This window comes from Salmonella sp. SA15303 (assembly GCF_029962125.1).
GTDB lineage: Bacteria > Pseudomonadota > Gammaproteobacteria > Enterobacterales > Enterobacteriaceae > Salmonella > Salmonella enterica.
In genome coordinates this window covers 1,394,999-1,407,992 of record NZ_CP123924.1, presented here as the reverse complement: position 1 = coordinate 1,407,992, position 12,994 = coordinate 1,394,999, and the positions used below count along the sequence as shown (strand labels likewise).

The window sequence follows — 12,994 nt, the reverse complement described above, 5'->3', positions numbered from 1 at the left end:
GCAAAATTACTTCGTAGACTCAGGCGCATCTGACTGCCCGATGACGACCTCATCAATGGATTTATGGCACATCAGGCAAAAGGCCTTTTTTTTATGCGCCTGCAATGTTGAATCCCACGCCGCTGATCCGCCTTCTTTATTCACTTTTTCTCTTATCGCCGCCAGCCGATCTATTTCATAATAAGCGCTCAGGCAGCCACAATGGGGGCATAATACGGGGCCATTATTTATTTTCATACTATTTCCTGCTGTGGTGAGGCTATCGGGTAAAGTAACAATCCTACCGTAACGTAGCAATCTCTATACCATAAATGAAACCTCAATAGGTGTATCCCTATTCTGAAAAGGGGATAACAACCAGGATTCAACGCGTGATCCACAGCGTAGGCCAGGCATCCGGCCCGTGCCAGCTATCGCAGCTCGGTTCTTCGGCATAACGCACCAGACGAAAACGATCGCCATCATAACGCCAGCGCGTCTGGATACCGCAGTCGGTTAACCCCCGCCCTTTCGCCAACGTCACCAGCTCGCGCGTTTTCTCGTCAAAGAAGGCGTTCATCAACTCCATGTCATTACTTTCGACGCCGCGATTAAACGGCAGCCGCAAACGTACGGCGCGCGAGACGAGCGTTTTTTTGCGTGAAACTACCCAGGCGAGATCAATAGTGTTATAGGCGCCGGCTTCGCAGTTAACAATCAATAACGCTTTATCATCCGTCAACGCGCTGACCTGCGTCTCGCGACGCAGCGGGTCAAGCGAACAACGAATGCCGTTTACCCGCCATGCTGCGTAGTCCAGCAGATCGTCGCGTTCTTCCTCACTCAGCGGTACGGGCGTTGGATTAATCACGGCGATCCCCTTTAATGCCGGTGCCGGGGGCACGCTGAGCGGCGGTTCGTTTCCTTTTTCAATCCAGGCGGTTTCGCTGCCCACACGTTTTTGTTGCGCGTCGATAAACAGTAATGCCGCTTTTAATCCCGCCAGCGAAAGCGTCTGAACGCCGTTTTTTAAGGTGATGGCCTGCGCATCCTGAATCGTCTGTAAAAATGCGGTGATGGTGGCAGGATCGCCGGTCATGAGATGCCAGGGCGACACGCGCCAGTGTGGACTGTTGAACGAAAGCGGTTTGCCATCCAGCAATAAGCGAGGCGCAATTGCGGCTTCTTTAGCGTCGGGCGGCGCCAAACCGCCGCGGTCGATACGCAGTACCGCATCGGTACGCGCCCCGGCGCTGCGGCTTAATGTCATCACCAGCCCATGATGTTCGCCAGTATTGCGCGCTACGCAAAAATTTTGGTTATTGCAGGTGACCTGCCAGTCGGAAAAAGTCCGTTGCGCTGGCGCAGCCCACAGTAGCTGGACCGGCAACAGGCCAAACAGACAAAAAAGAATAACGCGGTAGCGCATGAACGGAACAACCCCAGATTCAGAACAACACAGCTAAGGCGGTATCTTCCTTGCGCGCCTCAGGGTTCTCAATCAGATTTATCGGATTGGTCTTTTTTGTGTAAAGAAATATATTTCTTTTTTTTCAGTCCATTAGATGAGACGTCTGTAAATAGTTAAGCAATAACACGGTCTTACCGTCCCGAATCTCGCCTGAGCGCACCATTTCCAGCGCCCGGGAAAACGGTAGTTCAAGCACCTCAATCTCTTCGTCCTCCACGCCGCCGCCGATGCTGGCACGCTCGCTATCATGATATTCGGCAATGAAGAAATGAATCAGCTCCGTGACGCCGCCTGGCGACATATAAAGCTCAAATATCTTGCGTACCTCACCAACGTCATACCCTGTCTCTTCAATGGCCTCTTTACGGATACAGACCTCCGGCTCGTCGTTATCAAGCAGGCCAGCGCAGGTTTCAATTAACATACCGTCTTGATTACCGTTGACTGATGTAGCCCCCTGAAACACCAGACAGTAGCTGTATCTCCAGATAAGAGATAGGCTTGAATATATGTCTAACACTAACACCAATTTTGAGATGACCGGGATCCTGTTAGGGCAAGAAGTCCGTAAACGTAAAACTCCTCAGGAGAAGATCGCCATTATCCAGCAGACGATGGAGCCGGGTATGAATGTCTCCCATGTCGCCCGCCTGCATGGTATCCAGCCCAGCCTGCTGTTTAAGTGGAAGAAGCAATATCAGGAAGGCAGCCTCACCGCCGTTGCGGCTGGAGAGGAAGTCGTTCCTGCTTCTGAGCTTACTGCTGCTCTGAAGCAGGTCCGGGAGCTTCAGCGCCTTCTGGGCAAGAAGACGATGGAAGTTGAGATCCTGAAAGAAGCCGTGGAGTACGGTCAGTCGCGAAAATGGATAGCGCACGCGCCCTTGTTGCCAAAGGACGGGGAATAGCCATGGTCAGCCGGACCATGGGCGTGTCGCGTGCGCAACTGTCACTGCGGATTAACCGTTCTGCCGACTGGCAGGACAGGCGCTGTAACCGGCGTAATGAAGAAGCAGACGCAGAAATACTGTCGGCTATCCTCAACATTATCAGCGATATGCCGAGTTATGGTTATCGACGCGTGTGGGGCATCCTGCGCAAGCAACGTCGCACAGAGGGACAGCCACCTGTGAATGCCAAACGGCTTTACAGGATAATGAGCGAGCATAACCTGTTGTTGTTGCATCACAAACCAGAGCGACCGAAGCGTGAACATAAGGGCAAGATAGCGGTGGCAGAAAGCGATATGCGCTGGTGTTCAGATGGCTTCGAGTTCGGCTGCGACAACGGCGAAAAACTGCGGGTAACGTTCGCGCTGGACTGCTGCGACCGTGAGGCCATAGACTGGGCAGCAAGCACGGGAGGCTATGACAGTTCGACCGTGCAGGATGTGATGCTGAGGTCGGTGGAAAAGCGCTTCGGCGACAGGCTGCCCGACACAGCGGTGCAGTGGCTGACGGACAACGGTTCAGCATATACCGCGCATGAAACGCGGAGGTTCGCCAAAGAGCTGAATCTGGAGCCATGTACAACAGCGGTGAGCAGCCCGCAGAGCAATGGCATGGCCGAACGGTTCGTGAAGACGATGAAGGAAGACTATATCGCGTTCATGCCGAAACCGGATGTGAGAACAGCCCTGCGAAACCTTGCAGCGGCGTTCACGCATTACAATGAAAATCACCCGCATAGTGCGCTGGGATATCACTCTCCGAGAGAATACCGGCGGCAGCGGGCATCGTTAACTTAAGATACAAAAGCTGTCCGGAAATGGCGGGTCAAGATCACTTGATTACCGTTGACCCATGTCGCCACGCGAAACTGGCGAACCAGAACCACGGTTTTTTTAGTTGAGTTGTAAAGCAGAATGGTTGCGCCATTCCCGCGATCGTAAACCTCACGCTTGTGACGGATAACCTCGCCATTACGACGGGTCAGGTCATAGGTAATGTTGCGCAGAGTAAAATAATTATCAGAAAGAATTTTATCCTTAATAAGCGTAATGGTTTGCGACATGCTGGCTCCAGGGTGTAAAAAGAGCATTAATATTACGCCGTGAGGTCGGTTTTGTCTGCTGAAGGGTTAATCCTTAATGCCGACTGAACGGACGTACAGCCATATTTTTCTGTCACTGCCATGACCATATTCTGCTTCTCCGGGCCGCAGAGTCCATGCTCGCGATATGATTTGACGGCCGGAGTGAGACTGAGGGAATCATCATGAAATTTACTCTCGTTGCGACGGTTCTACTGACGTTTTCCCTTTCAGCTTTTGCCGTTGAGTATCCTGTATTGACCACCGCGAGCCCTGATCAGGTGGGGTTTGATAGCCAAAAACTTCACCGACTTGATGGCTGGATTCAAAATCAAATTGATGCCGGATATCCCAGCATCAATCTTCTGGTGATAAAAGATAATCATATTGTTCTACAAAAAGCCTGGGGCTATGCCAAAAAATATGACGGTTCCACGCTGTTAGCCCATCCCATTCGGGCGACCACTAACACGATGTATGATCTGGCTTCAAACACAAAAATGTATGCCACTAACTTCGCATTGCAAAAACTAGTGTATGAAGGAAAAATAGATGTCAATGATTTGGTATCAAAATATATCCCCGGCTTTAAGGATATGCCTGGGGATAAAATAAAAGGCAAAAATAAACTCCGCATTATTGATATTCTTCATCACGTCGCGGGCTTTCCTGCCGACCCACAATATCCTAATAAAAACGTCGCCGGTAAATTATTCTCACAGAGTAAAAGCACTACTCTGGAGATGATTAAAAAGACACCGCTGGAATATCAACCTGGGTCGAAGCATATCTACAGCGACGTGGATTATATGATTCTTGGTTTTATCATTGAATCGATAACGGCAATGCCATTAGATCGCTACGTCGAAACCACCATTTATAAACCGCTCGGATTAAAACATACCGTCTTTAACCCGCTGATGAAAGGCTTCACGCCGCCGCAAATCGCCGCAACGGAACTACATGGCAACACGCGTGACGGCGTGATTCATTTCCCCAATATTCGCACCAATACACTATGGGGCCAGGTGCATGATGAAAAAGCCTGGTACTCAATGGGCGGCGTTTCAGGACACGCCGGACTGTTTTCTGACACCCATGATATGGCTGTGTTAATGCAAGTCATGCTCAATGGGGGCGGCTACGGTAACGTGAAGCTATTCGACGACAAAACGGTTGCGCAGTTTACTCGCCGCTCGCCAGAAGACGCTACCTTTGGTCTGGGGTGGCGCGTTAACGGCAACGCCTCAATGACCCCCACGTTCGGGGTATTAGCCAGTCCGCAAACGTATGGACATACCGGATGGACCGGAACGCTGACGTCTATCGATCCGGTTAATCATATGGCGATTGTGATTTTAGGTAACAGGCCGCACTCGCCGGTAGCAAATCCTAAAGTGAATCCGAATGTTTTTGTCAGTGGATTATTACCTGCGGCGACGTATGGCTGGATTGTTGACCAGATATATGGTTCCTTAAAATAAAAATTAAGAGCCTATCTCTGTAGGCGTTATTGGCGCAGCCAGTTTGGACACGGACAGCGCGCAAAAACCGGAGCGTACACGTAGTACGTGAGGTTTGACTCGCTACGCTCGCCCTTCGGGCCGCCGCAAGCGGCGTTCAAAACGCTAACGCGTTTTGGCGAGCACTGCCCAGGACCAAAATGGCAAGTAAAATAGCCCTAATGGGATAGGCTCTAAGAAGGGGTTCTGATAGCGTCCCTTCCTTCAATTTACACTCTATTTTCAATACTAAGATTGTCCTCATCAGGCCTGTTAAACGTCGCCCCGACGGGAAAATGTTTATCGCAGGGCGTTCAGCCCTGCGAGCGTCAACATTTCTGCAAACGGAGTAAGGTTAGCCAATAAGTTTAAGATTTTTTATCACTCAATCATTTAACCGTTCCAGGCCTTAACCGGCCTACAAATACGCTTATTTAGCTAACCAGTCGAGTATCCCCTGCGCAGCATGTCGGCCTTCTGCCATCGCCGTCACCACCAGATCGGCGCCGCGCACCGCATCGCCGCCGGCGAAAATTTTCGGGTTGGACGTCTGGTAACGAAACTCGCTCTCGACGCTGGCGGCAATACGTCCCCAGTTATCCACCTTCACGCCATGCGATTCCAGCCACGACATACCATGCGGATGAAAACCAAACGCCATAATGACCGCATCCGCCGGCATCACGAACTCGCTGTCCGGTACAGGTACCGGGCGGCGTCGCCCCTGACCATCCGGTTCGCCAAGCCGCGTACGCAAAAAGCGAATACCGCTGGCGCGCCCGTGCGTATCCAGCACCAACTCAACCGGCTGAACGTTAAATTCAAAGTTCGCGCCCTCTTCCCGCGCGTTTTTCACCTCTTTTTTCGACCCTGGCATATTGGCCTCATCGCGGCGATAAGCGCAGGTGACGTTAGCAGCGCCATGACGCAGCGCCGTACGTACGCAGTCCATTGCGGTGTCACCGCCGCCCAGCACAACCACGTTAAGGCCCGCAGTATCAATAAACGGCTCGTCAGGCAACGCCGGAAGCCCCATCACCTGTTTGGTATTGGCGATGAGGAATGGCAACGCATCATATACCCCCGGCGCATCTTCATTCGGTAAATCAGCCTTCATGGAACGATAGGTTCCAACCCCAACAAAGACGGCGTCATAACTCTCCAGCAGCGTCTCCAGAGAAATATCTTTCCCTACTTCGCAGTTAAGCTCGAAACGAATCCCCATCGCGCTGAAGATTTCCCGACGGCGCGCCAGCAGAGATTTATCCAGTTTGAAAGCCGGAATACCAAAGGTGAGTAAACCGCCGATTTCCGGATGGCGATCGTAGACGGTGGCGCTTACGCCATGGCGCGCCAGCACGTCAGCGCAGGCAAGACCTGCCGGCCCCGCGCCGATAATCGCCACGCGCTTATCGCTCTTCTGTACGTCCGACAGGTCGGGACGCCAGCCTTTGCTCAGAGCGCGATCGGAGATATAGCGCTCAATGTTGCCGATGGTAACCGCGCCATACTCATCGCGGAGTGTACACGCGCCTTCGCATAGCCGATCCTGCGGACAGACGCGACCGGTAATTTCCGGCAGACAGTTGGTCTGGTGGGAAAGCTCTACCGCCGCATCAATATCGCCGGCTTTCACCAGTTCGATCCACTGGGGAATATGGTTATGCAGCGGACAGGTCCATTCGCAGATACTGTGTTCCCCGCATGTGAGGCAGCGGGACGCCTCACGCTCCGCCTGCGCGGCGCGAAACGGCAGATAAATTTCCTCAAAGGTGGTTTTACGCGCTTCAATCGCCAGTTTATCCGGTTCGCCGCGCGGCGGCGTCGCCTGCATACGCTCGGCTTTGCTGCTTGCTGCCCCACTGTGTTGTGTATCCACGGTATGCCAGGGGCGAATCTCCTGCCGGGCGGTACGCAGCCGTCGCGTTTTAGCCAGACGGGTCAACGAGTCTTCGGTGACCAGTTGCAGCGCATCCGCCGGGCAATTTTCCACACAGGCCGGCCCCTGTTCACGTCCCTGACACAGATCGCATTTATGCGCGCTGGCTTTGAACTGGTTTGGCGCGACGGGCGTCAATACCATCTGCATGGTGCCGAATGGACAGGCGACGACGCAGGATTTACAGCCGATGCACTTCTGCGCATTGACCTGCACGCTGTCGTTAATATGCGCGATCGCGCCGTTCGGACAGCTACGGGCGCAGGGCGCATCTTCGCAATGGTGACATGTAACCGCGCTGCGCTGGTGCTGATGTTTAATGACAGTAATTCGGGGCTGATAGCGCTGTGACGTCAGGACATGTCGCTCATCATTGTGAGCCATTACGCAGGCGACCTCGCAGGCATGGCAGCCCAGACACTGCTGGCTATTGGCCATAATAAAACGATTCATGGCGTCCTTCTGTTTTGGTTGCAAAAACCTTATTCTTTATATGAGCATTGTTATTAACTGACGAAGGCGGGGTCGGCAATGTTCATCTGCCCAGGAAGCACAACTATCTGTCCAGAACCTGTGGCAGATCAATTTATTTCAAAGCAAATGAAATTGCGGTTCAGCTAAATGCGGGGAGTACCAGTGTGACGGTTAAACGCCCGGTCTCGGCCAGTCTGGCTAAGGCTTTTTTCTATATTGTGCTGTTGTCTATTCTGTCCACCGGCAGCGCATTACTGACGCTGACCAGCAGTTTACGGGATGCCGAAGCGATCAATATCGCCGGTTCGCTACGAATGCAGAGCTATCGGCTGGGTTACGATCTGCAAAGCCGTAGCCCGCAGATTAATGCGCATCGTCAACTTTTCCAGCACGCGCTCAACTCGCCGGTACTGCAAAATCTCAACGCCTGGTATGTGCCGCAGGCGGTAAAAACTCGCTACGAGCGCCTGCACGCCAACTGGCTGGAGATGAATAGCCGCCTACAGGACGGCGACATTGCCTGGTATCAGACCAATATCAACAATTACGTCAATCAAATTGATCTCTTCGTTCTGGCGTTACAGCATTACGCCGAGCGTAAAGTCATGCTGGTCGTCGCCATATCGCTGGCGGGCGGTATCGGCATATTTACGCTGGTCTTTTTTACCCTACGACGTATTCGCCAGCAGGTCGTTCGCCCGCTGAATCAACTGGTCACCGCCAGTCAGCGAATTGAACATGGTCAGTTCGCCCCGCTGCCGCTGGATACCAGCTTACCCAATGAGCTGGGATTGTTGGCGAAAACGTTTAGCCAGATGTCGAGCGAGCTGCATAAACTTTATCGTTCGCTGGAAGCCTCGGTGGAAGAAAAAACGCACGATCTGCACGAAGCGCACCGCCGCCTGGAGGTGTTATACCAGTGCTCTCAGGCGCTGAATACCAGCCAAATCGACGTCCACTGTTTTCGCCATATTTTGCAAATTGTCCGTGAACATGACGCCGCTTGGTATCTGGAGTTAACCGTGGGCGATAACTGGCGGATTAGCGAAGGCACGCAAAGCCCCGACCTGCCGATGCAAATGCTGCCAGTGACGATGCAGGACACGGTCTATGGCGAACTCCACTGGCAAAGCCCCAACGTTAATGCCTCTACGCCGCTGCTGAACAGCGTCTCCACGATGCTGGGGCGTGGTTTGTACTTTAATCAGGCGCAAAAACACTTCCAGCAACTTTTGTTAATGGAAGAGCGCGCGACGATTGCCCGTGAGCTACACGATTCGCTGGCGCAGGTACTTTCTTATTTACGTATTCAGTTAACGCTTTTGAAGCGCGCTATTCCTGAGGATAACGCCGGCGCGCAAAGCATCATGGCGGATTTTTCCAGAGCGCTGAACGACGCCTACCGTCAGCTTCGCGAGCTACTCACCACGTTCCGTCTGACGTTACAGCAGGCCGATTTACCCTCCGCATTGCATGAGATGCTGGAAGATTTACAGAGTCAGACCCCGGCCAAACTCACGTTGGATTGCCGTTTACCCACGCTGGCGCTGGATGCGCAAATGCAGGTGCATTTGTTGCAAATTGTGCGTGAAGCGGTCCTGAACGCCATTAAACACGCCAACGCGAGCGAAATCGCCGTGAGCTGCGTCACCGCGCCTGACGGCGATCATACCGTTTATATTCGCGATAATGGCATTGGTATCGGCGAACCGCATGAGCCTGCCGGACACTATGGTCTGAATATAATGCGTGAGCGCGCGGAGCGCCTTGGCGGCACGCTGAATTTTTCGCAACCCTCCGGCGGCGGCACACTGGTCAGTATCAGTTTTCGCTCCTCCAACAAGGAAGAGAGTCAGTTAACGTAAAGAACGGCAAATCGCCGGAAGGCCAGATGTCAGGCTTTCCGGCGTTGGCACAAAAAGTATGCTGTAAAAGCGCATGATAATTTACATTATCTCCTTTATTTCTCCACGTTTGGCTCGTAGCTTGCCGCTACAGTGAAGCAGTTCAAATCTATAACGATATGTAGAAACACGAGGTTTCCCTTTAATGGCGAATTTTTTTATCGATCGCCCCATTTTTGCCTGGGTGCTGGCTATCCTGTTGTGTCTGACAGGGGCGTTAGCCATTTTCTCTTTACCTGTTGAACAATATCCCGATCTGGCGCCGCCCAACGTACGTATTACCGCGAATTATCCGGGAGCGTCGGCGCAAACGCTGGAAAATACCGTAACCCAGGTTATTGAGCAGAATATGACGGGCCTCGATAATCTGATGTACATGTCATCACAAAGCAGCGGAACCGGACAGGCGACCATCACCCTGAGCTTTATTGCGGGAACCGATCCTGATGAGGCGGTTCAGCAGGTGCAAAACCAGTTACAGTCCGCGATGCGTAAACTGCCGCAGGCGGTACAGGATCAAGGCGTCACGGTACGCAAAACGGGCGATACCAATATTTTGACCATCGCTTTCGTCTCTACCGACGGTTCTATGGACAAGCAGGATATCGCCGACTACGTCGCCAGTAATATTCAGGACCCGCTCAGCCGCGTCAACGGCGTGGGCGATATTGACGCTTATGGTTCACAGTACTCTATGCGTATCTGGCTCGATCCGGCCAAATTGAATAGTTTTCAGATGACCACGAAAGACGTGACCGATGCGATTGAGTCGCAGAATGCGCAAATCGCCGTCGGGCAGCTTGGCGGTACGCCTTCGGTCGACAAGCAGGCGCTGAACGCCACCATTAATGCGCAGTCACTGCTGCAAACGCCGCAACAATTTCGCGATATCACCCTGCGCGTTAATCAGGACGGTTCCGAGGTCAAACTGGGCGATGTCGCCACCGTGGAGCTGGGGGCGGAAAAGTATGACTACCTCAGCCGTTTTAACGGCAATCCGGCTTCCGGTCTTGGGGTTAAGCTGGCTTCCGGCGCGAACGAAATGGCGACCGCGAAGCTGGTGCTGGATCGCCTCAACGAGCTGGCGCAGTACTTCCCTCAAGGGCTGGAATACAAGATCGCGTATGAAACCACCTCCTTTGTCAAAGCCTCGATTATCGATGTGGTCAAAACGTTGCTGGAGGCTATCGCGCTGGTTTTCCTGGTGATGTACCTGTTCCTGCAAAACTTTCGCGCCACGCTGATTCCGACGATCGCCGTGCCGGTAGTATTAATGGGCACCTTCTCCGTGCTTTACGCGTTCGGCTACAGTATTAACACATTAACCATGTTCGCGATGGTGCTGGCAATCGGGCTCCTGGTCGACGATGCCATCGTGGTGGTGGAAAACGTCGAACGTATCATGAGCGAAGAAGGGCTCACGCCGCGTGAAGCGACGCGCAAATCCATGGGACAAATCCAGGGGGCGCTGGTCGGTATCGCGATGGTGCTGTCTGCGGTATTCGTGCCGATGGCGTTCTTTGGCGGTACCACCGGGGCGATTTATCGTCAGTTTTCTATTACCATTGTCTCGGCAATGGTGCTGTCGGTGCTGGTCGCCATGATCCTGACACCGGCGCTGTGCGCAACGTTATTAAAACCGCTGCACAAAGGCGAGCAGCACGGGCAACGCGGATTTTTCGGCTGGTTTAACCGTACCTTCAATCGTAATGCCGAACGTTATGAGAAAGGCGTAGCGAAAATTTTGCATCGCAGCCTGCGCTGGATTCTGATTTATGTTCTGTTGCTTGGCGGAATGGTGTTCCTGTTTTTGCGCCTCCCCACCTCCTTTCTGCCGCAAGAAGATCGGGGCATGTTCACTACGTCTATCCAGCTACCGAGCGGCTCTACGCAACAGCAGACCCTGAAAGTTGTTGAAAAGGTTGAAAACTATTACTTCACCCATGAGAAAAACAACATTATGTCGGTCTTCTCGACGGTCGGTTCCGGCCCTGGCGGGAACGGGCAAAACGTCGCGCGCATGTTTGTTCGCTTGAAAGACTGGGACGCGCGCGATCCCACCACCGGCTCCTCGTTCGCCATTATTGAGCGGGCGACAAAAGCATTTAACCAGATTAAAGAAGCTCGCGTCTTCGCCAGCAGCCCGCCGGCAATTAGCGGTCTGGGCAGCTCCGCCGGTTTTGATATGGAATTACAGGATCACGCCGGAGCAGGCCATGACGCGCTGATGGCCGCACGAGATCAACTCATTGAGCTGGCCGGGAAAAACAGTTCCTTGACCCGCGTGCGCCACAACGGCCTGGACGACAGCCCGCAACTGCAAATTGATATTGACCAACGAAAAGCGCAGGCGCTGGGCGTATCGATTGACGATATCAACGACACCCTGCAAACAGCCTGGGGATCGAGCTACGTCAACGACTTTATGGACCGGGGCCGCGTGAAGAAGGTCTATGTTCAGGCCGCAGCGAAATATCGTATGTTGCCGGATGATATTAATCTTTGGTATGTCCGTAACAAAGACGGCGGCATGGTCCCCTTCTCCGCCTTCGCCACCTCGCGCTGGGAAACCGGATCGCCGCGTCTGGAACGCTATAACGGCTATTCGGCGGTAGAAATTGTCGGAGAGGCCGCGCCGGGGGTCAGTACCGGGACGGCAATGGATGTCATGGAGTCGTTGGTGCATCAGCTACCGGGCGGTTTTGGCCTGGAATGGACAGCCATGTCTTACCAGGAACGGCTCTCCGGCGCGCAGGCGCCCGCGCTGTACGCTATTTCGCTATTAGTCGTCTTCCTGTGTCTGGCGGCATTGTATGAAAGCTGGTCGGTGCCCTTCTCGGTGATGCTGGTTGTGCCGCTCGGGGTCATCGGCGCGCTACTCGCTACCTGGATGCGCGGGCTGGAAAACGATGTTTACTTCCAGGTGGGGCTGTTGACCGTTATCGGCCTCTCGGCGAAAAACGCGATTCTGATTGTGGAATTCGCCAACGAAATGAATCAGAAGGGACACGCGCTGTTAGACGCCACGCTGTACGCCAGCCGCCAACGCCTGCGACCGATACTGATGACTTCGCTGGCGTTTATCTTTGGCGTATTGCCGATGGCCACCAGCACCGGGGCAGGCTCGGGTAGCCAACATGCTGTCGGAACCGGCGTGATGGGGGGAATGATCTCAGCAACCGTTCTGGCTATCTTCTTTGTACCCCTGTTTTTCGTGCTGATACGTCGCCGCTTCCCGCTGAAGCCGCGCCCGAAATAAGATCCCGGCCAGCCTGATACGAGGTGTCGGGCACAAAAAAGGCGACTTTCGTTGAGTCGCCTTTTCTTATCCCCTATGGGAGCGCGGTGCCTTCCAGGCATTTATTTACGAAGCATGACTTCGATAAAATCTTTCCAGTTCCCCAGTTCACGTTCAATCATAATAGCCTCTCTTATTATTATGGGTATTTTACGTAGTTAGCGGTATAGAGAGAAGTTCATTTAACCGATTGTTGCGATATCCTCTGGTTATGCTGTCTATGATATTACTATGGCGCTGTAGCCATAAATTTTATGTGACTTACTGCAATATTTAGCAACATTAATACCTTTTCTACTACTTTATCAAATTGGGTTAAAAAACAAACAATTGCATATGCACAAAATAGGATTTATACCGCGAAGTATAAACAAGCCACATCTGGAACGTTTTGGAATC

At 52.9% G+C, this 12,994-nt stretch carries 8 protein-coding genes and 2 pseudogenes; 4 read left to right on the top strand and 6 right to left on the bottom strand.

From position 1 onward, the window contains the following. Nucleotides 1-6 precede the first annotated feature (6 nt). From QEN31_RS06680 to nudK, 3 genes and pseudogenes are all read right to left on the bottom strand, one after another. Complete coding sequence (locus QEN31_RS06680; RefSeq protein WP_000700635.1) at nt 7-237, bottom strand: hypothetical protein; 231 nt, start codon at nt 235-237, stop codon at nt 7-9. Between the two features lie 127 nt (nt 238-364). Then, nucleotides 365-1,408: a DUF1176 domain-containing protein gene (locus tag QEN31_RS06675; protein ID WP_001270671.1), complete on the bottom strand. Its 1,044-nt coding sequence runs from the start codon at nt 1,406-1,408 to the stop codon at nt 365-367. A 124-nt stretch (nt 1,409-1,532) separates the two neighbouring features. Next, nucleotides 1,533-1,913 (bottom strand): annotated as a pseudogene (gene nudK, locus QEN31_RS06670) (GDP-mannose pyrophosphatase NudK); the annotation flags it as partial. Between the two features lie 73 nt (nt 1,914-1,986). Here nudK and QEN31_RS06665 point away from each other — a divergent pair. Continuing rightward, a protein-coding gene (locus QEN31_RS06665; protein ID WP_087776199.1) for an IS3 family transposase occupies nt 1,987-3,194 on the top strand; the annotation gives its coding sequence in 2 pieces (ribosomal slippage) (nt 1,987-2,308 and nt 2,308-3,194; 1,209 coding nt in all). A 38-nt stretch (nt 3,195-3,232) separates the two neighbouring features. Here QEN31_RS06665 and QEN31_RS06660 read toward each other — a convergent pair. After that, nucleotides 3,233-3,460 (bottom strand): annotated as a pseudogene (locus tag QEN31_RS06660) (GDP-mannose pyrophosphatase NudK); the annotation flags it as partial. Nucleotides 3,461-3,663: 203 nt separating this feature from the next. On the opposite strand from QEN31_RS06660, the gene pbp4b reads away from it, so the two are divergent. Further along, nucleotides 3,664-4,962, top strand: coding sequence for a penicillin binding protein PBP4B (gene pbp4b / locus QEN31_RS06655; RefSeq protein WP_000673300.1), 1,299 nt, complete (start codon nt 3,664-3,666; stop codon nt 4,960-4,962). A 448-nt stretch (nt 4,963-5,410) separates the two neighbouring features. Here pbp4b and aegA read toward each other — a convergent pair whose 3' ends face one another. Continuing rightward, nucleotides 5,411-7,372, bottom strand: coding sequence for a formate-dependent uric acid utilization protein AegA (aegA, locus tag QEN31_RS06650; RefSeq protein WP_001078938.1), 1,962 nt, complete (start codon nt 7,370-7,372; stop codon nt 5,411-5,413). Between the two features lie 185 nt (nt 7,373-7,557). Between aegA and narQ the strand changes: the two genes are divergently transcribed. Together narQ and acrD are read left to right on the top strand one after the other, a co-directional pair. Next, complete coding sequence (gene narQ, locus QEN31_RS06645; protein ID WP_000216821.1) at nt 7,558-9,258, top strand: nitrate/nitrite two-component system sensor histidine kinase NarQ; 1,701 nt, start codon at nt 7,558-7,560, stop codon at nt 9,256-9,258. 184 nt (nt 9,259-9,442) lie between these two features. Continuing rightward, a complete protein-coding gene (acrD, locus tag QEN31_RS06640; protein ID WP_064239801.1) occupies nt 9,443-12,556 on the top strand; it encodes a multidrug efflux RND transporter permease AcrD in 3,114 nt (1,037 codons plus the stop codon). Nucleotides 12,557-12,657: 101 nt separating this feature from the next. On the opposite strand, the gene ypfM is transcribed toward acrD, so the two are convergent. Then, entirely contained in the window at nt 12,658-12,717 is a 60-nt protein-coding gene (gene ypfM / locus QEN31_RS06635; protein WP_001386977.1) for a protein YpfM, read from the bottom strand. Nucleotides 12,718-12,994 lie beyond the last annotated feature (277 nt).

Coding starts and splice junctions, on each gene's coding strand:
- QEN31_RS06680 (WP_000700635.1), bottom strand. CDS start 237: ATGAAAATAAATAATGGCCCCGTATTATGCCCCCATTGTGGCTGCCTG.
- QEN31_RS06675 (WP_001270671.1), bottom strand. CDS start 1,408: ATGCGCTACCGCGTTATTCTTTTTTGTCTGTTTGGCCTGTTGCCGGTC.
- pbp4b (WP_000673300.1), top strand. CDS start 3,664: ATGAAATTTACTCTCGTTGCGACGGTTCTACTGACGTTTTCCCTTTCA.
- aegA (WP_001078938.1), bottom strand. CDS start 7,372: ATGAATCGTTTTATTATGGCCAATAGCCAGCAGTGTCTGGGCTGCCAT.
- acrD (WP_064239801.1), top strand. CDS start 9,443: ATGGCGAATTTTTTTATCGATCGCCCCATTTTTGCCTGGGTGCTGGCT.